Source organism: Endozoicomonas sp. ALB032 (assembly GCF_049310125.1).
Lineage (GTDB): Bacteria > Pseudomonadota > Gammaproteobacteria > Pseudomonadales > Endozoicomonadaceae > Endozoicomonas_A.
The window spans coordinates 2,135,631-2,161,182 of sequence record NZ_JBLYNW010000001.1 but is presented as its reverse complement, the minus strand read 5'-3'; the positions used below and the strand labels follow the sequence as shown (position 1 = coordinate 2,161,182).

The 25,552-nt window shown below is 49.3% G+C and carries 12 protein-coding genes; all 12 read right to left on the bottom strand.

Annotation, left to right across the window (positions count from 1 at the left end):
* Nucleotides 1–361: 361 nt before the first annotated feature.
* On the bottom strand, nt 362–2,638 hold the full coding sequence (locus tag ACO6VG_RS07685; RefSeq protein ID WP_422139575.1) for a C2H2-type zinc finger protein: 2,277 nt from the start codon (nt 2,636–2,638) through the stop codon (nt 362–364).
* Between the two features lie 60 nt (nt 2,639–2,698).
* Nucleotides 2,699–4,726, bottom strand: coding sequence for a C2H2-type zinc finger protein (locus ACO6VG_RS07680; RefSeq protein WP_422473377.1), 2,028 nt, complete (start codon nt 4,724–4,726; stop codon nt 2,699–2,701).
* 391 nt (nt 4,727–5,117) lie between these two features.
* Entirely contained in the window at nt 5,118–7,064 is a 1,947-nt protein-coding gene (locus tag ACO6VG_RS07675; protein ID WP_422473375.1) for a C2H2-type zinc finger protein, read from the bottom strand.
* Nucleotides 7,065–7,455: 391 nt separating this feature from the next.
* Nucleotides 7,456–9,726, bottom strand: a complete 2,271-nt coding sequence (locus ACO6VG_RS07670; RefSeq protein WP_422473373.1) for a C2H2-type zinc finger protein — start codon at nt 9,724–9,726, stop codon at nt 7,456–7,458.
* A 391-nt stretch (nt 9,727–10,117) separates the two neighbouring features.
* Nucleotides 10,118–12,235 carry a C2H2-type zinc finger protein gene (locus ACO6VG_RS07665; RefSeq protein WP_422139571.1) on the bottom strand — a complete coding sequence of 706 codons (2,118 nt, stop codon included), beginning with the start codon at nt 12,233–12,235 and terminating at the stop codon, nt 10,118–10,120.
* Nucleotides 12,236–12,608: 373 nt separating this feature from the next.
* The gene (locus ACO6VG_RS07660) at nt 12,609–13,988 is read right to left on the bottom strand and encodes a C2H2-type zinc finger protein (protein ID WP_422140063.1); all 1,380 of its coding nucleotides are present in this window, start codon (nt 13,986–13,988) and stop codon (nt 12,609–12,611) included.
* Nucleotides 13,989–14,378: 390 nt separating this feature from the next.
* Nucleotides 14,379–15,830, bottom strand: coding sequence for a C2H2-type zinc finger protein (locus ACO6VG_RS07655; protein ID WP_422136382.1), 1,452 nt, complete (start codon nt 15,828–15,830; stop codon nt 14,379–14,381).
* A 396-nt stretch (nt 15,831–16,226) separates the two neighbouring features.
* Nucleotides 16,227–17,603 carry a C2H2-type zinc finger protein gene (locus tag ACO6VG_RS07650; protein WP_422473371.1) on the bottom strand — a complete coding sequence of 459 codons (1,377 nt, stop codon included), beginning with the start codon at nt 17,601–17,603 and terminating at the stop codon, nt 16,227–16,229.
* Between the two features lie 389 nt (nt 17,604–17,992).
* On the bottom strand, nt 17,993–19,612 hold the full coding sequence (locus tag ACO6VG_RS07645) for a C2H2-type zinc finger protein (protein ID WP_422139569.1): 1,620 nt from the start codon (nt 19,610–19,612) through the stop codon (nt 17,993–17,995).
* Between the two features lie 758 nt (nt 19,613–20,370).
* Complete coding sequence (locus ACO6VG_RS07640; RefSeq protein ID WP_422473369.1) at nt 20,371–21,822, bottom strand: C2H2-type zinc finger protein; 1,452 nt, start codon at nt 21,820–21,822, stop codon at nt 20,371–20,373.
* A 325-nt stretch (nt 21,823–22,147) separates the two neighbouring features.
* On the bottom strand, nt 22,148–23,443 hold the full coding sequence (locus ACO6VG_RS07635) for a C2H2-type zinc finger protein (RefSeq protein ID WP_422413081.1): 1,296 nt from the start codon (nt 23,441–23,443) through the stop codon (nt 22,148–22,150).
* A 289-nt stretch (nt 23,444–23,732) separates the two neighbouring features.
* Nucleotides 23,733–25,517, bottom strand: coding sequence for a C2H2-type zinc finger protein (locus ACO6VG_RS07630; protein ID WP_422473367.1), 1,785 nt, complete (start codon nt 25,515–25,517; stop codon nt 23,733–23,735).
* Nucleotides 25,518–25,552 lie beyond the last annotated feature (35 nt).

The following is a 25,552-nucleotide window of genomic DNA, read 5'->3' as shown; positions in this document are numbered from 1 at the left end:
ATAATAGGCCCGGCTCATTTTTTATAGAAAAACTCTGGCTTGTCGAAGCCTCATTCTGATCAACCTCAACGATAAAACCATAAGTCTGTGGCTCAACCGGGCAGACGAAAGGCAAAAAGGCCAATACGTGCGAGAGTAGACTTTTAATGGTTCTATCCTTTTTTCCGGGGATAGGAGCAGTGAGGATAGACGATAGGAACTTTGGGAGTTTTACAATGTTGGCAAGCTCTATGGCCTTCCATGTCTTTTTGTCATCGGTTAACCGCCGCTGGTGGTAGACAGATAGACGTGATCATTGCACTTCAGATCATACCCAAACGTGTACAGTGCCTTTCCCTCTTAACCCTGAGACAAGCAGAAATCAATCACTTGACTTTGCATCTTCAAGCTTTCGTTTCCGGTGTAGCCTTCTGTGATTCGACAGAGCCTGATTGTTTGGCAGTAGCGCCTGGCACTCAGGGCAGGTTTGTTCTCCGGTGCGATATTTTCTTCTGTGAGCCGAAAGGGCTTTCGCGTTTGGCAGAGTCTTCTGGCACTCAAGGCAAGTTTGTTCTCCGGTGTGATATTGACTTTTGTGAACCGACAGGGCTTGAGCGTTTGGCAGGGTCTTCTGGCACTCAGGGCAGGTTTGCTTTCCGGTGTGATCTTTTCTTTTGTGATTCGACAGGGCTAGAGTATTTGGCAAGGTCTCCTGACATTCAGGGCAGGTTCGCTCTCCGGTGTGTTCTTTTCTTTTGTGATTCGACAGGGCTTGGACATTTGGCAGGGGCTTCTGGCACTCAGGGCAGGTTTGCTCTCCGGTGTGTTCTTTCCTTTTGTGAACCGACAGCGCTTTCGCATTTCGCAGGATCTTCTGGCACTCAGGGCAGGTTGGCTCTCCGGTGTGATATTGACTTTTGTGAGCCGACAGGGCTTGAGCGTTTGGCAGGGGCTTCTGGCACTCAGAGCAGGTTTGCTCTCCGGTGTGATCTTTTCTTTTGTGAACTGACAGGGCCTGAAGGTTTGCAAAGGTCTTCTGGCACTCAGGACAGGTTTGCTCTCCCGTGTGATATCGACTTTTGTGAACTGACAGGGCTTTCGCGTTTGGCAAAGTCTTCTGGCACTCAGGGCAGGTTTTCTCTCCGCTGTGATCTTTTCTTTTGTGAGCCGCCAGGGCTTGAGCGTTTGGCAGGGTCTTCTGGCACCCAGGGCAGGTTTGCTTTCCGGTGTGATCTTTTCTTTTGTGATCCCACAGGGCTTGAGTGTTTGGCAGGGTCTTCTGGCATTCAGGGCAGGTTTTCTCTCCGCTGTGATATTGACTTTTGTGAGCCGACAGGGCCTGACTGTTTGCCAAGGTCTTCTGGCACTCAGGGCAGTTTTGCTCTCCGGTGTGTTCTCTTCTTTTGTGAACCGCCAGGGCTTGAGCGTTTGACAGGGTCTTCTGGCACCCAGGGCAGGTTTGCTTTCCGGTGTGCTCTTTTCTTTTGTGAACCCACAGGGCTTGAGTGTTTGGCAGGGTCTTCTGGCATTCAGGGCAGGTTTTCTCTCCGCTGTGATATCGACTTTTGTGATACGACAGGGCTTGAGCGCTTGCCAGGGTCTTCTGGCACTCAGGGCAGTTTTGCTCTCCGGTGTGTTCTTTTCTTTTGTGAACCGCCAGGGCTTGAGCGTTTGCCAGGGTCTTCTGGCACTCAGGGCAGGTTTTCTCTCCGGTGTGATCTTTTCTTTTGTGAACCGTCAGGGCATAAGCGTTTGGCAGGGACTTCTGGCAATCAGTGCAGGTTCGTTCTCCGGTGTGATATTGACTTTTGTGATTGCACAACGAGTTTTGAGAGCTAAGTGATTTTTCACAGCCGGGGTGATCACATCGGTATTTTTTGGAGCCTGCGTTCCTTTGTTTTTTCGCAGGTGGTGGTTTTAATTTTAATGACACACCGGTTGTGCTGTCAGCTTCTGAGACAACTGTCGGTGCTTCAGCAGGATGGCTTACCGGGCCAGATTCCTGATCGCCTGCTTGCAAATAGACCTCGCAAGCGAAAGAGTCATCTGTGGTTGAACGACACCGGGTACTTTTGGAAGGAGCGTAGATACAGACTCTCTGTTGATTACAACAGGGCTGTTCATGGCAATTCTTGTCAAAGCTATGTCGTGAGTCAGTGGGCCGACCCGAATTTTCATCATTATGGTCGTTGTCGTATAAATAATGTGATTTTTCTGAATGTCTATTGAACGACTGACCATGATCCTCTGACTCTGTTATCCGTGAATAGTTACCGCCGCCCGTTCCGTACATCAAAGTGATGATCATGTGTGATGGTTCGTTTTGCATCAGCCTCCCATCGGTCATTGGCATTGCAGTTAATAGGCCCGGCTCAGTTTTTATAGAAAAACTCTGGCTTGTCGAAGCCTCATTCTGATCAGCCTCAACGATAAAACCATAAGTCTGTGGCTCAACCGGGCAGACGAAAGGCAAAAAGGCCAATACGTGCGAGAGTAGACTTTTAATGGTTCTATCCTTTTTTCCGGGGATAGGAGCAGTGAGGATAGACGATAGGAACTTTGGGAGTTTTACAATGTTGGCAAGCTCTATGGCCTTCCATGTCTTTTTGTCATCGGTTAACCGCCTCTGGTGATAGACAGATAGACGTGAGCATTGCACTTCAGATCATACCCAAACGTGTACAGTGCCTTTCCCTCTTAACCCTGAGACAAGCAGAAATCAATCACTTGACTTTGCATCTTCAAGCTTTCGTTTCCGGTGTTGCCTTCTGTGATTCGACAGAGCCTGAATGTTTGGCAGTAGCGCCTGGCACTCAGGGCAGGTTTGCTCTCCGGTGTGATATTTTCTTTTGTGATCCGACAGGGCTTGAGCGTTTGGCAGGGTCTTCTGGCATTCAGGGCAGGTTTGCTCTCCTCTGTGATATCGACTTTTGTGCTCCGACAGAGCTTGAACGTTTGGCAGGGTCTTCTGGCATCCAAGGCAGGTTTGCTCTCCGCTGTGTTCTTTTCTTCTATGATTCGACAGGGCTTGGGCGTGTGGCAGGGTCGTCTGGCACTCAGGGCAGGTTTGCTCTCCGGTGTGATCTTTTCTTTTGTGAACCGAAAGGGCTTGATTGTTTGGCAGAGTCTTCTGACACTCATGGCAGGTTTGCTCTCCTCTGTGATATCGACTTTTGTGCTCCGACAGAGCTTGATGGTTTGGCAGGAGCTTCTGGCACCTAGAGCAAGTTTGCCCTACGGTGTGATATTTTCTTTTGTGAGTCGACAGGGCTTGAGCGTGTGGCAGTCTCGTCTGGCATTCAGGGCAGGTTTGCTCTCCGCTGTGTTCTTTTCTTTTGTGACTCGAGAGGGCTAGAGTGTTTGCCAGAGTCTTCTGGCACTCAGGGCAAGTTCGCTCTCCGCTGTGATCTTTTCTTCTGTGAATCAACAGAGCTTGAGCGTTTGGCAGGGGCTTCTGGCACTCACGGCAGATTTGTTCTCCGGTGTGGTATTTTCTTTTATGATCCCACAGGGCTTGAGTGTTTGGCAGGGCCTTCTGGCATTCAGGGCAGGTTTTCTCTCCAGTGTGATACTGACTTTTGTGAGTCGAAAGAGCCTGACTATTTGCCAAGATCTTCTGGCACTCAGGGCAGGTTTGTTTTCCGGTGTGGTACTTTCTTTTATGATCCCACAGGGCTTGAGTGTTTGGTAGGGTCTTCTGGCATTCAGGGCAGGTTTTCTCTCCGCTGTGATATTGACTTTTGTGAGCCGACAGGGCCTGACTGTTTGCCAAGGTCTTCTGGCACTCAGGGCAGTTTTGCTCTCCGGTGTGCTCTCTTCTTTTGTGAACCGCCAGGGCTTGAGCGTTTGGCAGGGTCTTCTGGCACCCAGGGCAGGTTTGCTTTCCGGTGTGTTCTTTTCTTTTGTGAACCCACAGGGCTTGAGTGTTTGGCAGGGTCTTCTGGCATTCAGGGCAGGTTTTCTCTCCGGTGTGATATTGACTTTTGTGAGCCGACAGGGCAAGACTGTTTGCCAAGGTCTTCTGGCACTCAGGGCAGTTTTGCTCTCCGGTGTGTTCTTTTCTTTTATGAACCGACAGGGCTTGAGCGTTTGGCAGAGTCTTCTGGCACTCAGGGCAGGTTTTCTCTCCGGTGTGATCTTTTCTTTTGTGAACCATCAGGGCTTGAGCGTTTGGCAGGGGCTTTTGGCAATCAGGGCAGGTTCGTTCTCCGGTGTGATATTGGCTTTTGTGATTGCACAACGAATTTTGAGAGCTAAGTGATTTTTCACAGCCGGGGTGATCACATCGGTATTTTTTGGAGCCTGCCTTCCTTTGTTTTTTCGCAGGTGGTGGTTTTAATTTTAATGACGCACAGGTTGTGCTGTCAGCTCCTGAGACGACTGTCAAACTTTCAGCAGAATGGCTTTCCGAGCCAGATTCCTGATCGCCTGTTTGCAAATAGACATCGCAAGCGAAAGAGTCATCTGAGGTTGAACGACACCGGATACTTTTGGAAGGAGCGTAGATACAGACTCTCTGTTGATTACAACAGGGCTGTTCATGGCAATTCTTGTCAAAGCTATGTCGTGAGTCAGTGGGCCGACCCGAATTTTCATCATTATGGTCGTTGTCGTATAAATAATGTGATTTTTCTGAATGTCTATTGAACGACTGACCATGATCCTCTGACTCTGTTATCCGTGAATAGTTACCGCCGCCCGTTCCGTACATCAAAGTGATGATCATGTGTGATGGTTCGTTTTGCATCAGCCTCCCATCAGTCATTGGCATTGCAGTTAATAAGCCCGGCTCAGTTTTTATAGAAAAACTCTGGCTTGTTGAAGCCTCATTCTGATCAACCTCAACGATAAAACCATAAGTCTGTGGCTCAACCGGGCAGACGAAAGGCAAAAAGACCAATACGTGCGAGAGTAGACTTTTAATGGTTCTATCCTTTTTTTCCGGGGATAGGAGCACTGAGGATAGACGATAGGAAGGTTGGGAGTTTTTCAATGTTGGCAAGTTCTATTGCCTTTCATGTCTTTTTGTCATCGGTTAACCGCCGCTGGTGGTAGACAGATAGACGTGATCATTGCACTTCAGATCATACCCAAACGTGTGCAGTGCCTTTCTCCCTTAACCCTGAGACAAGCAGAAATCAATCACTTGACTTTGCATCTTCAAGTTTTCGTTTCCGGTGTTGTCTTTTGTGATTTACCAGAGCTTGAACGTTTGGCAGGATCTTCTGGCAATCAGAGCAGGTTTGCTCCCCAGTGTGTTCTTTTCTTTTGTGATTCGACAGGACTTGAGCGTTTGGCAGAGTCTTCTGGCACTCAGGGCAGATTTGCTCTCCGCTGTGATATCGACTTTTGTGCTCCGACAGAGCTTGATAGTTTGGCAGGAGCTTCTGGCACTCAGGGCAGGTTTGTTCTCCGGTGTGGTATTTTCTTTTATGACCCCACAGGGCTTGAGTGTTTGGCAGGGTCTTCTGGCAATCAGAGCAGGTTTGCTCCCCGGTGTGTTCTTTTCTTTTGTGAGTCGACAGGGCTTGAGCGTTTGGCAGGGTCTTCTGGCACTCAGGGCAGGTTTGTTCTCCGCTGTGATATCGACTTTTGTGAGTCGACAGGGCTTGAACGTTTGACAGGGTCTTCTGGCACTCCGGGCAGTTTTGCTCTCCGCTGTGTTCTTTTCTTTTGTGAGTCGACAGGGCTTGAGTGTTTGGCAAGGTCTTCTGGCAATCAGAGCAGGTTTGCTCCCCGGTGTGTTCTTTTCTTTTGTGATTCGCCAGGGCTTGAGCATTTGGCAGGGTCTTCTGGCACACAGGGCAGGTTTGCTCTCCGGTGTGATAATGACTTTTGTGAGCCGACAGAGCTTGAGCGTTTGACAGGGTCTTCTGGCACTCAGGGCAGATTTGCTCTCCGGTGTGCTCTTTTCTTCTATGATGCAACAGGGCTTGAGCGTGTGGCAGGGTCGTCTGGCATTCAGGGCAGGTTTGCTCTCCGCTGTGATGTTTGCTTCTGTGATTTGACAGGCCTTGAGCGCTTGCCAGGGTCTTCTGGCACTCAGGGCAGGTTTGCTCTCCGGTGTGCTCTTTTCTTTTGTGATTCGACAGGGCCTGAGGGTTTTTCAGAGTCTTCTGGCACTCAGGGCAGGTTTTCTCTCCGGTGTGATCTTTTCTTTTGTGAACCCACAGGGCTTGAGCGCTTGCCAGGGTCTTCTGGCACTCAGGGCAGGTTTGCTCTCTGGTGTGATATTTTCTTCTGTGAGCCGAAAGGGCTTTCGCGTTTGGCAGAGTCTTCTGGCACTCAAGGCAGGTTTGTTCTCCGGTGTGATATTGACTTTTGTGAACCGACAGGGCTCGAGCATGTGCCAAGTTCTTCTGGCACTCAGGGCAGGTTTGCTCTCCGCTGTGATATCGGCTTTTGTGATACGACAGGGCTTGAGCGCTTGGAAGGGTCTTCTGGCACTCAGGGCAGGTTTGTTCCCCGGTGTGATATTTTCTTCTATGATCCGAAAGGGTTTGAGCGTTTGGCAGGGTCGTCTGGCACTTGAGGCAGGTTCGTTCTCCGGTGTGATATTGGCTTTTGTGATTGCACAACGAGTTTTGTGAGCTAAGTGATTTTTCACAGCCGGGGTGATCACATCGGTATTTTTTGAAGCCTGCCTTCTTTTGTTTTTTCGCAGGTGGTGGATTTAATTTTAATGATGAACCGGTTGTGCTGTCAGCTCCTGAGACAACTGTCGGTGCTTCAGCAGGATGGCTTACCGGGCCAGATTCCTGATCGCCTGTTTGCAAATAGACATCGCAAGCGAAAGAGTCATCTGAGGTTGAACGACACCGGGTACTTTTAGAAGGAGCGTAGATACAGACTCTCTGTTGATTACAACAGGGCTGTTCATGGCAATTCTTGTCAAAGCTATGTAGGGAGTCAGTGGGCCGACCCGAATTTTCATCATTATGGTCGTTGTCGTATAAATAATGTGATTTTTCTCTATGTCTATTGAATGACTGGCCATGATCCTCTGACTCTGTTACCCGGGAATAGTTACCGCCGCCCGTTCCGTACATCAAAGTGATGATCATGTGTGAAGGTTCGTTTTGCATCAGCCTCCCATCAGTCATTGGCATTGCAGATAATAGGCCCGGCTCAGTTTTTACAGAAAAACTCTGGCTTGTCGAAGCCTGATTCTGATCAACCTCAACGATATAACGATAAGTCTGTGGCACAACCGGGCAGACGAAAGGCAAAAAGACCAATACGTACGAGAGTAGACTGTTAATGGTTCTATCCTTTGTTCTCTGGGGATAGGAGCAGTGAGGATAGACGATAGAAGTTTGGGGGCTTTACAATGTTGGCAAGCTCTATTGCCCTCCATGTCTTTTTTTCATCGGTTAACCGCCGCTGGTGGTAGACAGATAGACGTGAGCATTGCACTTCAGATCATACCCAAAAGTGTACAGTGCCTTTCCCTCCTGAGCCTGTGACAAGCAGAAATCAATCACTTGACTTTGCATCTTCAAGCTTTCGTTTCCGGTGTTGTCTTCTGTGATTCGACAGAGCCTGATTGTTTGGCAGTAGCGCCTGGCACTCAGGGCAGGTTTGCTCTCCGCTGTGTTCTTTTCTTTTGTGAGTCGACAGGGCTTGAGCGCTTGCCAGGGTCTTCTGGCACTCAGGGCAGGTTTGCTCTCCGCTGTGTTCTTTTCTTTTGTGAGTCGACAGGGCTTGAGCGTGTGGCAGGGTCTTCCGGCACTCAGGGCAGGTTTGCTCTCCGCTGTGTTCTTTTCTTTTGTGAGTCGACAGGGCTTGAGCGTGTGGCAGGGTCTTCCGGCACTCAGGGCAGGTTTGCTCGCCACTGTGATATTGACTTTTGTGATTTACCAGAGCTTGAGAGTTTGGCAGTAGCTTCTGGCACTCAGGGCAAGTTTGCTCTCCTGTGTGTTCTTTTCTTTTGTGAGCCGAAAGGGCTTGAGGGTTTGGCAGAGTCTTCTGACACTCATGGCAGGTTTGCTCTCCTCTGTGATATCGACTTTTGTGCTCCGACAGAGCTTGAACGTTTGGCAGGGTCTTCTGGCACTCAAGGCAGGTTTGCTCTCCGCTGTGATCTTTTCTTTTGTGAGCCAACAGGACTTTCGCGTTTGGCAGGGGCTTCTGGCAATCAGGGCAGGTTTGCTCTCCGGTGTGATCTTTTCTTCTGTGAGCCGAAAGGGCTTTCGCGTTTGGCAGAGTCTTCTGGCACTCAAGGCAAGTTTGTTCTCCGGTGTGATATTGACTTTTGTGAACCGACAGGGCTTGAGCGTTTGGCAGGGTCTTCTGGCACTCAGGGCAGGTTTGCTTTCCGGTGTGATCTTTTCTTTTGTGATTCGACAGGGCTAGACTATTTGGCAAGGTCTCCTGGCATTCAGGGCAGGTTTGCTCTCCAGTGTGTGCTTTTCTTTTGTGATTCGACAGGGCTTTCGCGTTTGGCAGAGTCTTCTGGCACTCAGGGCAGGTTTGCTTTCCGGTGTGCTCTTTTCTTTTGTGATTCGACAGGGCTTGAGGGTTTGGCAGGTGCTTCTGGCACTCAGGGCAGGCTTTCTCTCCGGTGTGATCTTTTCTTCTGTGAGCCGAAAGGGCTTTCGCGTTTGGCAGAGTCTTCTGGCACTCAAGGCAGGTTTGTTCTCCGGTGTGATATTGACTTTTGTGAACCGACAGGGCTCGAGCATGTGCCAAGGTCTTCTGGCACTCAGGGCAGGTTTGCTCTCCGCTGTGATATCGGCTTTTGTGATTAGACAGGGCTTGAGCGCTTGCCAGGGTCTTCTGGCACTCAGGGCAGGTTTGCTCTCCGCTGTGATATCGGCTTTTGTGATTAAACAGGGCTTGAGCGCTTGCCAGGGTCGTCTGGCACTCAGGGCAGGTTTGCTCTCCGGTGTGATATCGACTTTTGTGATTCGACAGGGCTTGAGCGCTTGCCAGGGTCTTCTGGCACTCAGGACAGATTTTCTCTCCGGTGTGTTCTTTTCTTTTGTGAACCGCCAGGGCTTGAGCGTTTGGCAGGGGCTTCTGGCACTCAGGGCAGGTTTGCTTTCCGGTGTGATATCGAGTTTTGTGATCCGACAGGGCTTTTGCGTTTGCCAGGGTCTTCTGGCACTCAGGGCAGGTTTTCTCTCCGGTGTGATCTTTTCTTTTGTGAACCGTCAGGGCATAAGCGTTTGGCAGGGACTTCTGGCAATCAGTGCAGGTTCGTTCTCCGGTGTGATATTGACTTTTGTGATTGCACAACGAGTTTTGAGAGCTAAGTGATTTTTCACAGCCGGGGTGATCACATCGGTATTTTTTGGAGCCTGCGTTCCTTTGTTTTTTCGCAGGTGGTGGTTTTAATTTTAATGACGCACCGGTTGTGCTGTCAGCTTCTGAGACAACTGTCGGTGCTTCAGCAGGATGGCTTACCGGGCCAGATTCCTGATCGCCTGCTTGCAAATAGACATCGCAAGCGAAAGAGTCATCTGTGGTTGAACGACACCGGGTACTTTTGGAAGGAACGTAGATACAGACTCTCTGTTGATTACAACAGGGCTGTTCATGGCAATTCTTGTCAAAGCTATGTCGGGAGTCAGTGGGCCGACCCGAATTTTCATCATTATGGTCGTTGTCGTATAAATAATGTGATTTTTCTGAATGTCTATTGAATGACTGACCATGATCCTCTGACTCTGTTACCCGGGAATAGTTATTGCCGCCCGTTCCGTACATCAAAGTGATGATCATGTGTGATGGTTCGTTTTGCATCAGCGTTCCATCAGTCATTGGCAATGCAGATAATAGGCCCGGCTCAGTTTTTATAGAAAAACTCTGGCTTGTTGAAGCCTCATTCTGATCAACCTCAACGATAAAACCATAAGTCTGTGGCTCAACCGGGCAGACGAAAGGCAAAAAGACCAATACGTGCGAGAGTAGACTTTTAATGGTTCTATCCTTTTTTTCAGGGGATAGGAGCAGTGAGGATAGACGATAGGAAGTTTGGGAGTTTTTCAATGTTGGCAAGCTCTATTGCCTTCCATGTCTTTTTGTCATCGGTTAACCGCCTCTGGTGATAGACAGATAGACCTGCGCATTGCACTTCAGATCATACCCAAACGTGTGCAGTGCCCTTCCCTCCTGAGCCTGTGACAAGCAGAAATCAATCACTTGACTTTGCATCTTCAAGCTTTCGTTTCCGGTGTTGTCTTTTGTGATTTACCAGAGCTTGAACGTTTGGCAGGATCTTCTGGCAATCAGAGCAGGTTTGCTCCCTGGTGTGTTCTTTTCTTTTGTGAGTCGACAGGAGTTGAGCGTTCGGCAGAGTCTTCTGGCACTCAGGGCAGGTTTGCTCTCCGCTGTGCTTTTTTCTTTTGTGAACCGACAGGGCTAGAGCGTGTGGCAGGGTCTTCTGGCACTCAGGGCAGGTTTTCTCTCCGGTGTGATATCGACTTTTGTGAACCGACAGGGCTCGAGCGTGTGGCAGGGTCTTCTGGCACTCAGGGCAGGTTTGCTCTCCACTGTGATATCGACTTTTGTGAACCGACAGGGCTCGAGCGTGTGGCAGGGTCTTCTGGCACTCAGGGCAGGTTTGCTCTCCACTGTGATATCGACTTTTGTGCTTCGACAGAGCTTGATGGTTTCGCAGGAGCTTCTGGCACTCAGAGCAAGTTTGCCCTCTGGTGTGATCTTTTCTTTTGTGTACCAACAGGGCCTGAGCGTTTGGCAGGGTCTTCTGGCACTCAGGGCAGGTTTGCTCTCCGCTGTGATATCGGCTTTTGTGAGTCGACAGGGCATAGGCGTGTGGCAGGGTCGTCTGGCATTCAGGGCAGGTTTGCTCTCCGCTGTGATATCGGCTTTTGTGAGTCGACAGGGCTTGAGCGCTTGCCAGGGTTTTCTGGCACTCAGGGCAGGTTTGCTCTCCGGTGTGTTCTCTTCTTTTGTGATTCGACAGGGCTAGAGTGTTTGGCAGGGTTTCCTGGCACTCAGGGCAAGTTTGCTCTCCGCTGTGATCTTTTCTTCTGTGAATCAACAGAGCTTGAGCGTTTGGCAGGGGCTTCTGGCACTCAGAGCAGGTTTGTTCTCCGGTGTGGTATTTTCTTTTATGATCCCACAGGGCTTGAGTGTTTGGCAGGGTCTTCTGGCATTCAGGGCAGGTTTTCTCTCCGGTGTGATATCGACTTTTGTGAGCCGACAGGGCCTGACTGTTTGCCAAGGTCTTCTGGCACTCAGGACAGGTTCGTTCTCCGGTGTGTTCTTTTCTTTTGTGAACCATCAGGGCTTTCACGTTTGGCAAGGGCTTCTGGCACTCAGGGCAGGTTTGCTCTCCGCTGTGATATCGACTTTTGTGAGTCGACAGGGCTGTCGAGTTTGACAGGGTCTTCTGGCATTCAGGGCAGGTTTGCCTTCCGGTGTGTTCCTTTCTTTTGTGAAACGACAGGACCTGAGCGTTTGGCAGGGTCTTCTGGCACTCAGGACAGGTTTTCTCTCCGGTGTGATCTTTTCTTTTGTGAACCGACAGGGCTTGAGCGTTTGGCAGGGTCTTCTGGCACTCAGGACAGGTTTTCTCTCCGGTGTGATCTTTTCTTTTGTGAACCGACAGGGCTTGAGAGTTTGGCAGGGTCTTCTGGCACTCAGGACAGGTTCGTTCTCCGGTGTGATATTGACTTTTGTGATTGTACAATGAGGTTTGAGAGCCAAGTGATTTTTCACAGCCTGGGTAATCACATCGGTATTTTTTGGGGCCTGCTTTCCTTTGTTTTTTCGCAGGTGGTGGATTTAATTTTAATGACGCACCGGTTGTGCTGTTAGCTCCTGAGACGACTGTCAAACTTTCAGCAGAATGGCTTTCCGAGCCAGATTCCTGATCGCCTGTTTGCAAATAGACATCGCAAGTGAAAGAGTCATCTGAGGCTGAACGACACCGGGTACTTGTGGAAGGAGCGAAGATACAGACTCTTTGTTGATTACAACAGGGCTGTTCATGGCAATTTTTGTCAAGGCTATGTCGGGATTCGTTGGGCCGACCTGAATTTTCATCATTATGGTCATTGTCGTATAAATAATTTGATTTTTCTGAATGTCTATTGAATGACCGATCATGATCCTCTGACTCTGTTGTTCGGGTATAGTCAGTGCCGCCCGTTCCGTACATCAAAGTGATGATCTGAAGTTTGTTTCGCCGACAAGGTTTGTCATCGGGTAGCATACCTGAACCAGAATATCCGTTTGTGCTGACCATGTGTGATGGTTCGTTTTGTATCAGCCTCCCATCAGTCATTGGCATTGCAGTTAATAGGCCCGGCTCAGTTTTTATAGAAAAACTCTGGTTTGTCAAAGCCTGATTCTGATCAACCTGAATGATAAAACGATAAGTCTGTGACACAACCGGGCAGACGAAAGGCAAAAAGACCAACACGTATGAGAGTAGACTGTTAATGGTTCTATCCTTTGTTTTCCGGGGATAGGAGCAGTGAGGATAGACGATAGAAGTTTGGGAGCTTTTCAATCTTGGCAAGCTCTATTGCCCTCCATGTCTTTTTGTCATCGTTTAAGCCCCGCAGGTGATAGACAGATAGACGTGAGCATTGCACTTCAGATCATACTCAAACGTGTGCAGTGCCTTTCCCTCCTGGCCCTGAGACAAGCAGAAATCAATCACTTGACTTTGCATCTTCAAGCTTTCGCTTCCGGTGTTGTCTTTTGTGATTTGACAGAGCGCCGGAGTTTGGCAGGATTTTTTGGCACTCAAGGCAGGTTTGCTCTCCTCTGTGAAATTGACTTTTGTGGCCCGACAGGGCTTGAGCGCTTGGCAGAGACTTCTGGCACTCGGGACAAGTTTGCACCCCGGTGTGATATTGATTTTTGTGAACCCACAGGGCTTGAGCGCTTGCCAGGGTCTTCTGGCACTCAGGGCAGGTTTGCTCTCCGGTGTGTTCTTTTCTTTTGTGATTCGACAGGGCTTGAGCGCTTGCCAAGGTTTTCTGGCACTCAGGGCAAGTTTGCTCTCCGGTGTGATATTGACTCTTGTGAGACGACAGAGCTTGAGCGTTTGGCAGGGTCTTCTGGCACCTAGGGCAGGTTTGCTCCCCGGTGTGATCTTTTCTTCTATGATTCGACAGGGCTTGAGCGCTTGCCAGGGTCTTCTGGCACTCAGGGCAGGTTTGCTCTCCGGTGTGTTCTTTTCTTTTGTGATTCGACAGGGCTAGAGTGTTTGGCAGGGTCTCCTGGCACTCAGGGCAGGTTTGTTCTCCGGTGTGTTCTTTTCTTTTGTGAGTTGACAGAGCTTGAGCGCTTGGCAGGGTCTTCTGGCATTCAGGGCAGGTTTGCTCTCCGGTGTGATATTGACTCATGTGAGCCGACAGGGCTTGAGCGTTTGGCAGGGGCTTCTGGCACTCAGGGCAGGTTTGCTCTCCGCTGTGATCTTTTCTTTTGTGAACCGTCAGGGCATAAGCGTTTGGCAGGGGCTTCTGGCAATCAGGGCAGGTTCGTTCTCCGGTGTGATATTGACTTTTGTGATTGTTCAACGAGGCTTGAGAGCTAAATGATTTTTCACAGCCGGGGTGATCACATCGGTATTGTTTGAAGCCTGCCTTCTTTTGTTTTTTCGCAGGTGGTGGTTTTAATTTTAATGACGCACCGGTTGTGCTGTCAGCTCCTGAGACAACTATCGGTGCTTCAGCAGTATGGCTTACCGGGCCAGATTCCTGATCGCCTGTTTGCAAATAGACACCGCAAGCGAAAGAGTCATCTGAGGTTGAACGACACCGGTTACTTTTGGAAGGAGCATAGATACAGACTCTCTGTTGATTACAACAGGGCTGTTCATGGCAATTCTTGTCAAAGCTATGTCGGGAGTCAGTGGGCCGACCCGAATTTTCATCATTATTGTCGTTGTCGTATAAATAGTGTGATTTTTCTGAATGTCTATTGAATGACTGACCATGATCCTCTGACTCTGTTGTCTGGGAGTAGTTACCCCCGCCCGTTCCTTTCATCAAAGTGATGATCATGTGTGATGGTTCGTTTTGCATCAGCCTATCATCAGCCATTGGCATTGCAGTGAATAGGCCTGGCTCAGTTTTTATAGAAAAACTCTGGCTTGTCGAAGCCTGATTCTGATCAACCTCAACGATAAAACGATAAGTCTGTGGCATAACCGGGCAGACGAAAGGCAAAAAGACCAATACGTGCGAGAGTAGACTGTTAATGGTTCTATCCTTTTTTTCCGGGGATAGGAGCAATGAGGATAGACGATAGAAGTTTGGGAGCTTTTCAATGTTGGCAAGCTCTAGTGCCTTCCATGTCTTTTTGTCGTTGGTTAACCACCGCTGGTGATAGACAGGTAGACCTGCGCATTGCACTTCAGATCATACCCAAACGTGTGCAGTGCCCTTCCCTCCTGAGACTGTGACAAGCAGAAATCAATCACTTGACTTTGCTCCATCAAGCTTTCGTTTCCGGTGTTGCCTTTTGTGATTCGACAGGGCTAGAGCGTTTGGCAGGGTCTTCTGGCACTCAGGGCAGGTTTGCTCTCCAGTGTGATCTTTTCTCCTGTGACCCGAAAGGGCTTTCGCGTTTGGCAGAGTCTTCTGACACTCAAGGCAGGTTTGTTCTCCGGTGTGATATTGACTTTTGTGAACCGACAGGGAATTGGCATTTGACAGGGTCTTCTGGCACTCAGGGCAAGTTTGCTCTCCGGTGTGTTCTTTTCTTTTGTGCTCCGACAGAGCTTGAGGGTCTGGCAGGAGCCTCTGGCACTCAGGGCAAGTTTGCCCTCCGATGTGTTCTTTTCTTTTGTGAGCCGACAGAACTTTCGCGTTTGGCAGGGTCTTCTGGCAGTCAAGGCAGGTTTGTTCTCCGGTGTGATATAGACTTCTGTGAACCGTTAGGGCTTGAGCGTTTGGCAGGGTCTTCTGGCACCCAGGGCAGGTTTGCTTTCCGGTGTGATCTTTTCTTTTGTGAACCCACAGGGCTTGAGCGTTCGGCAGAGTCTCCAGGCATTCAGGGCAGGTTTGCTTTCCGGTGTGATCTTTTTTTTTGTGAGCCCACAGGGCTTGAGCGTTTGGCAGAGGCCTCTGGCATTCAGTGCAGGTTTTCTCTCCGCTGTGATATTGACTTTTGTGATTCGACAGGGCTTGAGCGTTTGGCAGGGTCTTCTGGCACTCAGGGCAGGTTTGCTCTCCGGTGTGATCTTTTCTTTTGTGAGCCCTCAGGGCATAAGCGTTTGGCAGGGGCTTCTGGCACTCAGGACAGGTTCGTTCTCCGGTGTGATATTGACTTTTGTGATTGTACAATGAGGTTTGAGAGCCAAGTGATTTTTCACAGCCGGGGCGCTCACATCGGTATTTTTTGGAGTCTGCCTCCCTTTGTTTTTTCGCAGGTGGTGGATTTAATTTTAATGAAGCACCGGTGGTGCTGTCAGCTCCTGAGACAACTGTCGGACCTTCAGCAAGATGGCTGACCGGACCGGATTCCTGATCGCCTTTTTGCAAATAGACATCGCAAGCGAAAGAGTCATCTGAGGTTGAACGACACCGGGTAATCGTGGAAGGAGCCAAGATACAGACTCCTTGTTGATTACAACAGGGCTGTTCATGACAATTTTTGTCAAAGCTATGCCGGGAGTCAGTGGGCTGACCCGAATTTTCATCATTATGGTCGTTGTCGTATAAATAATGTAATTTTTCTGAATGTCTATTGAATGACTGACCATGATCCTCTGACCCTGTTGTCCCGGAATAGTTACCGCTGCCCGTTCCGTACATCAAAGTGATCATCTGAAGTTTATTTCGCCTGGAAGGCTTGTCATCGGGTAGCATGCCTAACCCCGAATATCCGTTTGTGCTGATCATGTGTGATGGTTCGTTTTGCATCAGCCTTCCATCAGTCATTGGCATTGCAGTTAATAGGCCCGGCTCAGTTTTTATAGAAAAACTCTGGCTTGTCAAAGCCTCATTCTGATCAACCTCAACGATAAAACGATAAGTCTGTGGCTCACCCGGGCAGACGAAAGGCAAAAAGACCAATACGTGCGAGAGGAGACTTTTAATGGTTCAATCCTTTTTTTACCGGGGATAGGAGCAGTGAGGATAGACGATAGGAAGTTTGGGAGTTTTTCAATGTTGGCAAGCTCTATTGCCTTTCATGTCTTTATGTCGTCGGTTAACCGCCGCTGCTGATAGACAGATAGATAGACCTGAGCATTGTACTTCAGATCATGCCCAAACGTGTGCAGTGCTCTTCCCTCCTGAGACTGTGACAAGCAGAAATCAATCACTTGACTCTGTACCATCAAGCTTTCGTTTCCGGTGTAGCCTTCTGTGATTCAATAGGGCTTGAGCGTGTGGCAGGGTCTTCAGGCACTCAGGGCAGGTTTTCTCTCCGGTGTGATATTGACTTTTGTGAACCGACAGGGCATGAGCGTGTGCCAGGGTCGTCTGGCACTCAGGGCAGGTTTGCCCCCCGCTGTGATCTTTTCTTTTGTGAACCGACAGGGCTTGAGCGTGTGCCAGGGTCGTCTGGCACTCAGGGCAGGTTTTCTCTCCTGTGTGATATTGACTTTTGTGAACCGACAGAGCATGAGCGTGTGCCAGGGTCGTCTGGCACTCAGGGCAGGTTTGTTCTCCGGTGTGATATCGACTTTTGTGATCCGACAGGGCTTGAGCGTGTAACAGGCTCGTCTGGCACTCAGGGCAGGTTTGCTCGCCAGTGTGATATCGACTTTTGTGAGCCGACAGGGCATTCGCATTTGGCAGGGTCTTCTGGCACACAGGGCAGGTTTTCTCTCCGGTGTGATCTTTTCTTTTGTGAAACGCCAGGGCTTGAGCGTTTCGCTGGGGCTTCTGGCACTCAGGACAGGTTTTCTCTCCGGTGTGATATTGACTTTTGTGAGTCAACAGGGATTGAATGTTTGCAAAGGTCTTCTGGCACTCAGGGCAGGTTTGCTGTCCGGTGTGATCTTTTCTTTTGTGGACCACTAGGGCTTGAGCGTTTGGCAGGGGTTTCTGGCACTCTGGACAGGTTCGTTTTCCGGTGTGATATTGACTTTTGTGATTGTACAACGAGGTTCGAGAGCCAAGTGATTTTTCACAGCCGGGGTAATCACATCGGTATTTTTTGGAGCCTGCCTTCCTTTGTTTTTTCGCAGGTGGTGGATTTAATTTTAATAATGAACCGGTTGTGCTGTCAGCTCCTGAGACAACTGTCAGACCTTCAGCAGGATGGCTTACCGGGCCAGATTCCTGATCGCCTGTTCGCAAATAGACATCTGTTGTGCAAGTGAAAGAGTCATCTGAGGCTGAACGACATCGGGTAATTGCGGAAGGAGCGAAGATACAGACTCCTTGTTGATTACAACAGGGCTGTTCATGGCAATTTTTGTCAAGGCTATGCCGGGAGTCGGTGGGCCGACCCGAATTTTCATCATTGTGGTCGTTGTCGTATAGATAATGCGGTTTTTCTGAATGTCTATTGAATGACTGACCATGATCCTCTGGCCCCGTTTTCTGGGAATAGTTACCGCCGCCCGTTCCGTACATCAAAGTGATGATCTGAAGTTTGTTTCGCCGACAGGGTTTGTCATCGGGTAGCATACCTGACCCCGAATATCCGTTTGTGCTGATCATGAGTGATGGTTCGTTTTGCATCAGCCTCCCATCAGTCATTGGCATTGCAGTTAATAGGCCCGGCTCAGTTTCTATAGAAAAACTCTGGCTTGTCGAAGCCTCATTCTGATCAACCTCAACGATAAAACCATAAGTCTGTGGATCAACCGGGCAGACGAAAGGCAAAAAGACCAATACGTATGAGAGTAGACTTTTAATGTTTCTATCCTTTTTTTCCGGGGATAGGAGCAGTGAGGATAGACGATAGGAAGTTTGGAAGCTTTTCAATGTTGGCAAGCTCTATTGCCTTCCTGTCTTTTTGTCATCGGTTAACCGCCGCTGGTGATAGACGATAGACGTGAGTATTGCACTTCAAATCATGCCCAAACGTTTGCAGTGCCTTTACCTCCTGACCCTGAAACAAGCAGAAATCAATCACTTGGCTTTGCATCATCAAGCTTTCGTTTCCGGTGTTGCCTTCTGTGATTCGATAGGGCTTGAGCGTGTGGCACTGTCGTCTGGCACTCTGGGCAGGTTTTCTCTCCGGTGTGATATTGGCTCTTGTGAACCGACAGGGCTTGAACGTGTGGCAGGGTCTTCTGGCACTCAGGGCAGGTTTTCTCTCCGGTGTGATATTGACTTTTGTGAACCGACAGGGCTTGAGCATATGGCAGGGTCGTTTGGCACTCAGGGCAGGTTTTCTCTCCGGTGTGATATTGGCTTTTGTGAACCGACAGGGCTTGAACGTGTGGCAGGGTTTTCTGGCACTCAGGGCAGGTTTGCTTTCCGGTGTGATCTTTTCTTTTGTGAACCCACAGGGCTTGAACGTTTGCCAAGGTCTTCTGGCACTCAGGGCAGGTTTGCTTTCCGGCGTGAGCATTTCTTTTGTGAATCGCAAGGGCTTGAGCGTTTGGCAGAGTCTCCAGGCACTCAGGGCAGGTTTGCTTTCCGGTGTGATCTTTTCTTTTGTGATTCGCCAGGGCTTGAGCGTTTGGCAGGGGCTTCTGGCACTCAGGGCAGGTTTTCTCTCCGGTGTGATCTTTTCTTCTGTGAGCCGAAAGGGCTTTTGCGTTTGGCAAGGTCTTCTGGCACTCAGAGCAGGTTTGCTCTCCGGTGTGATATTGACTTTTGTGAACCGACAGGGCATTCGCATTTGACAGAGTCTTCTGGCACTCAGGGCAGGTTTGCTCTCCGGCGTGACCTTTTCTTTTGTGAACCGCCAGGGCATGAGCGTTTGGCAGGGGTTTTTGGCACTCAGGACAGGTTTTCTCTCCGGTGTGATACAGACTTTTGTGAACAGACAGGGTTTGAGCGTTTGGCAAGGTCTTATGGCACTCTGGACAGATTTGCACTCCGGTGTGATCTTTTCTTTTGTGAGCCGACAGGGCTTGTGCGCTTGGTAGAGACTTCTGGCACGAAGGGCAGCTTTGCTTTCCAGTGTGATATTGCCTTTTGTGAGTGTTCAATGAGGCTTGAGAACCAAGTGATTTTTCACAGCCGGGTTGATCACATAGGTATTTTTTGGCACCCGCCTTCCTTTGTTTCTTCGCAGATGGTGGATTAAATTTTAATGATGAATCGATTGTGCTTTCAGCTCCTGAGACAACTGTCGGACCTTCAGCAGGATGGCTCACCGGGCCAGATTCCTGATCGCCTGTTTGCAAATAGACATCTGTTGTGCAATCGAAAGAGTCATCTGAGTTTAAACGACATCGGGTACTTGTTGAAGGAGCGAAGATACAGACTCTTTGTTGATTACAACAAGGCTGCTCATGGCAATTTTTGTCAAAGCTATGTCGGGAGTCTGTGGGTCGGCCCGAACTTTCATCATTATGGTTGTTATCGTATAGATAGTGCGATTTTTCTGAATGTCTATTGACTGACTGACCATGATCCTCTGACCCCGTTTTCCGCGAATAGTTACCGCCGCCTGTTCCGTACATCAAAGTGATGATCTGAAGTTTGTTTCGCCTTGAGGGTTTGTCATCCGGTAGCATGCCCGGCCCCGAATATCCGTTTGTACTGATCATGTGTGATGGTTCGTTTTGCATCAACCTCCCATCAATCATTGGCATTGCAGTTAATAGGCCCGGCTCAGTTTTTATAGAAAAACTCTGGCCTGTCGAAGCCCCATTCTGATTAACCTCAACGACTAAACGGTAAGTCTGCGACTCAAACAGGCAGACGAAAGGTACAAAGAGCAATACGGGCGAGAGTAGACTTTTAATGGTTCTATCCTCTGATTTCTATGGATAGGAGCAGTGAGGATAGACGAGAAGAAGTTTGGCAGTTTTTCAGTGCTTGCAAGCTCTATAGGAGTTACAAAGCGTAGATAGATAACCAACTGGCTTATCGAATTAGCGCAAAACCCCGTACTTTGAGAGGGTGTCGCAAAACTCCAACAGCGCGTCGCAAAACTCCAACAGCGCGTTCCCATGCTCTGAGTTCGTCATTCCCGCGAAGGCGGGAATCCAGCGCCAACGGTGGATCTCTGCCTTCTCGGGGATGACAAGGCCAGGGGAGCACCGGGCAGTATGGTTCTGGTGGTGAGTCAGTGTGGATTCCCGCCTTCGCGGGAATGACGGGGGTGAAGGCGGGAACCAGAGTTTTGCGAAACCAGAGTTTTGCGACACCCTCTTCACGGCGGGGAGGATGTCAAAAAATAAGGTTTAAGTACTGCTTGGTGAAGAAAATTTCTTCCCATGTCTTTTTGTTATCAGTCAACCCGCGATGGACGTGAACATTGCACTTAAGATCATGCTCAAACGTGCTCAGTGCCCTTGCGTCCTGAGCCTGTGACAAGTCGAAATCATTCACTTGACTTTGCATCATCAAGTTTTCGTTTTCGGTGTTGTCTTTTGTGATTCGACAGGGCTTGGACGTTTGGCAGGTGCTTCTGGCACTCAGGGCAGGTTTGCTCTCCGGTGTGTTCTTTCCTTTTGTGAACCGACAGCGCTTTCGCATTTCGCAGGATCTTCTGGCACTCAGGGCAGGTTCGCTCTCCGGTGTGATATTGACTTTTGTGAGCTGACAGGGCTTGAGCGTTTGGCAGGGGCTTCTGGCACTCAGAGCAGGTTTGCTCTCCGGTGTGATCTTTTCTTTTGTGAACTGACAGGGCCTGAAGGTTTGCAAAGGTCTTCTGGCACTCAGGACAGGTTTGCTCTCCCGTGTGATATCGACTTTTGTGAACTGACAGGGCTTTTGCGTTTGGCAAGGTCTTCTGGCACTCAGGGCAGGTTTTCTCTCCGCTGTGATCTTTTCTTTTGTGATCCGAAAGGGCTGGACCGTTTGGCAGGGTCTTCTGGCACTCAGGGCAAGTTTGCTCTCCGGTGTGTTCTTTTCTTTTGTGAGCCGAAAGGGCTGGACCGTTTGGCAGGGTCTTCTGGCACTCATGGCAAGTTTGCTCTCCGGTGTGTTCTTTTCTTTTGTGAGCCGACAGGGCTTGAGCGCTTGGCAGGGTCTTCTGACACTCAGGGCAGGTTCGCTCTACCGTGTGATAATTTCTTTTATGATCCGACAGGGCTTGAGCGTTTGGCAGGGTCTTCTGGCACTCAGGGCAGTTTTGCTCTCCAGTGTGTTCTTTTCTTTTGTGAACCGACAGCACTTTCGCGTTTCGCAGGATTTTCTGGCACCGAGGGCAGCTTTGCTTTCCAGTGTGATATTGCCTTTTGTGAGTGTTCAATGAGGCTTGAGAGCCAAGTGATTTTTCACAGCCGGGTTGATCACATGGGTATTTTTTGAAGCCTGCCTTCTTTTGTTTTTTCGCAGGTGGTGGATTTAGTTTTAATGACGCACCGGTTGTGCTGTCAGCTCCTGAGACAACTATCGAACCTTCAGCAGGATGGCTTATCGGGCCAGATTCCTGATCGCCTGTTTGCAAATAGACATCGCAAGCGAAAGAGTCATCTGAGGTTGAACGACACCGGGTACTTTTGGAAGGAGCGTAGATACAGACTCTCTGTTGATTACAACAGGGCTGTTCATGGCAATTCTTGTCAAAGCTATGTCGTGAGTCAGTGGGCCGACCCAAATTTTCATCATTATGGTCGTTGTCGTATAAATAATGTGATTTTTCTCTATGTCTATTGAATGACTGACCATGATCCTCTGACTCTGTTGTCCGGGAATAGTTACCGCCGCCCGTTCCGTATATCAAAGTGATGATCTGAAGTTTGTTTCTCCTGGAGGGTTTGTCATCGGGTAGCATGCCTGACCCTGAATATCCTTTTGTGCTGACCATATGTGATGGTTCGTTTTGCATCAGCCTCCCATCAGTCATTGGCGTTGCAGTTAATAGGCCCGGCTCAGTTTTTATAGAAAAACTCTGGCCTGTCAAAGCCCCATTCTGATCAACCTCTACGATAAAACCACAAGTCTGCGGCTCAACCGGGCAGACGAAAGGCAAAAAGACCAATACATGCGATAGTAGACTTTTAATGGCTCTACCCTTTGTTTTCCGGGGATAGGAGCAGTGAGGATAGACGATACCCCCGCAGGTGATAGACAGATAGACGTGAGCATTGCACTTCAGATCATACCCCAAACTGTGCAGTGCCTTTCCCTCCTCGGCCTGTGACAAGCAGAAATCAATCACTTGACTTTGCATCATCAAGCTTTCGTTTACGGTGTTGCCTTTTGTGATTCGACAGGGCTTGGGCGTTTAGCAAGGTCTTTTGGCACTCAGGACAGGTTCTTTCTCCGGTGTGATATTGACTTTTGTGAACAGAGAGCGTTTGAGCGTTTGGTAGGGTCTTCTGGCACTCAGGGCAGGTTTGCTCTCCGGTGTGTTCTTTTCTTTTGTGAATCCACAGGGCTTGAGCGTTTGACAGGGTCTTCTGGCACTTAGGGCAGGTTTGCTCTCCGCTGTGATATTGACTTTTGTGAGCCGACAGGGCTTGAAGGTTTGCAAAGGTCCTCTGGCACTCAAGACAGGTTTGCTCTCCGGTGTGATCTTTTCTTTTGTGAGTCGACAGGGCTTGTGCGTCCGGCAGGATCTTCTGGCACTCAGGGCAGGTTTGTTCTCCGGTGTGATATTTTCTTTTGTGATCCCACAGGGCTTGCGCGTTTGGCACGGTCTTCTCGCAATCAGGGCAGGTTTTCTCTCCGGTGTGATATTGAGTTTTGTGAGTCGACAGGGCCTTTTTGTTTGGCAAGGTTTTCTGGCACTCGGGGCAGGTTTGCGCTCCGGAGTGATCTTTTCTTTTGTGAACTGCCAGAGCATGAGCGTTTGGCAGGGGCTTCTGGCACTTGAGACAGGTTCGTTCTCCGGTGTGATATTGACTTTTGTGATTGTAAAACGAGGTTTGAGAGCTAAGTGATTTTTCACAGCCGAGGTGATCACATCGGTATTTTTTGGCGCCTGCCTTCTTTTGTTTTTTCACAGGAGGTGGATTTAATTTTAATGATGAACCGGTTGTGCTTTCAGCTTCTGAGATAACTGTCGAACTTTCAGCAGGATGGTGTACCGGGCCAGATTCCTGACCGCCTGTTTGCAAATAGACATCTGTTGTGTAAGCGAAAGAGTCATCTGAGGCTGAAGGACACCGGGTACTTGTGGAAGGAGCGAAGATACAGACTCTTTGTTGATTACAACAGGGCTGTTCATGGCAATTTTTGTCAAGGCTATGTCGGGAGTCAGTGGGTCGGCCCGAACTTTCATCATTATGGTCGTTGTCGTAGAGATAATGCGACTTTTCTGAATGTCTATTGAATGACTGACCATGATCCTCTGACGCTGTTGTCTGGGAATAGTTACCGCCGCCCGTTCCATACATCAAAGTGATGATCTGAAGTTTGTTTCGCCGACAGGATTTGCCATCGGGTAGCATGCCTGACCCTGAATATCCGTTTGTGCTGGTCATGTGTGATGCTTCGTTTTGCATCAGCCTCCAGTCGGTCATTGGCATTACAGTTAATATGCCCGGCTCAGTTTTTATAGAAAAACTCTGGCTTATCGAAGCTCCATTCTGATTAACCTCAACGATAAAACGGCAAGTCTGAGGCTCAAACGGGCAGACGAAAGGCACAAAGAGCAATATGTGCGAGAGTAGACTTTTAATGGTTCTATCCTTTGTTTTCCAGGGATAGGAGCAGTGAGGATAGACGATAGAAAGTTTGGAAGGTTTTCAATATTGGCAAGCTCTAAAGACTTAAATCTTCAGCGCAATAAAATCAATCACTTGACTTTGCTTCACCAAGCTTTCGTTTCCGGTGTTTCCTTTTGTGATTCGACAGGGCTAGGGCGTTTGGCAGGGGCTTCTGGCACTCAGGGCAGGTTTGCTCACCGGTGTGATATTGCCTTTTGTGATTCGAAAGGGCTAGAGCGTTTGGCAGGGGCTTCTGGCACTTGAGACAGGTTCGTTCTCCGGTGTGATATTGGCTTTTGTGAGCCGACAGGGCCTGACTGTTTGCCAAGGTCTTCTGGCACTCAGGGCAGGTTTGCTCTCCGGTGTGTTCTTTTCTTTTGTGATTCCACAGGGCTAGAGCATTTGACAGGGTCTTCTGGCACTCAGGGCAGGTTTGCTCTCCGCTGTGTTCTTTTCTTTTGTGATTCCACAGGGCTAGAGCGTTTGACAGGGTCTTCTGGCACTCAGGGCAGGTTTGCTCTCCGCTGTGATATTTACTTTTGTGATTCGACAGGTCTTGAGCGCTTGGTAGGATCTTCTGGCACTCAGGGCAGGTTTGCTCTCCGGTGTGTTCTTTTCTTTTGTGATTCGACAGGGCATGAATGTTTCGCAGGGTTTTCTGGCACTCAGGGCAGGTTTGCTCTCCTCTGTGATAATGACTTTTGTGATCCGACAGGGCGTGAGCGTTTGGCAGGGTCGTCTGGCACTCAGGGCAGTGTTGCTCTCCAGTGTGTTCTTTTCTTTTGTGAGTCCACAGGGCTTGAGCGTTTGACAGGGTCTTCTGGCACTCAGGGCAGGTTTGCTCTCCACTGTGATATTGACTTTTGTGAGCCGACAGGGCTTGCGCGTGTGGCAGGGGTTTCTGGCACTCAGGGCAGGTTTGTTCTCCGGTGTGACATTTTCTTTTGTGATCCGACAGGGCTTGCGCGTGTGGCAGTGTCGTCTGGCACTCAGGGCAGGTTTGTTCTCCGGTGTGACATTTTCTTTTGTGATCCGACAGGGCTTGCGCGTGTGGCAGTGTCGTCTGGCACTCAGGGCAGGTTTGCTCTCCGGTGTGATATCGACTTTTGTGAACCGACAGGGCTTGCGCGTTTGGCACGGGCTTCTGGCAGTCAGGGCAGGTTTGCTCTCCGGTATGGCATTTTCTTTTGTGATCCGACAGGGCTCGAGCGTTTGCCAGGCTCTTCCGGCACTCGGGGCAGGTTTGCTCTCCGGTGTGATATTTTCTTTTGTGAACCGACAGGGCATAAGCGTTTGGCAGGGGCTTCTGGCACTCAGGACAGGTTCGTTCTCCGGTGTGATATTGACTTTTGTGATTGTACAATGAGTTTTGAGAGCTAAGTAATTTTTCACAGCCGGGGTGATGACATCGGTATTTGTTGGAGCCTGCCTTCCTTTGTTTTTTCGCAGGTGGTGGATTTAATTTTAATGATGCACCGGTTGTGCTGTCATCTTCTGAGACAACTTTTGTACCTTCAGCAGGATGGCTTACCGGGCCAGATTCCCGGTCGCCTGTTTGCCAATAGACATCGCAAGCGAAAGAGTCATCTGAGGTTGAACGACACCGGGTACTTGTGGAAGGAGCGAGGATACAGACTCCTTGTTGATTACAACAGGGCTGTTCATGGCAATTCTTGTCAAGGCTATGTCGGGAGTCGGTGGGCTGACCCGAACTTTCATCATTGTTGTCGTTGTCGTATAAATAATGTGATTTTTCTGAATGTCTATTGAACGACTGACCATGATCCTCTGACTCTGTTATCCGTGAATAGTTACCACCGCCCGTTCCGTACATCAAAGTGATGATCATGTGTGATGGTTCGTTTTGCATCAGCCTCCCATCAGTCATTGGCATTGCAGTTAATA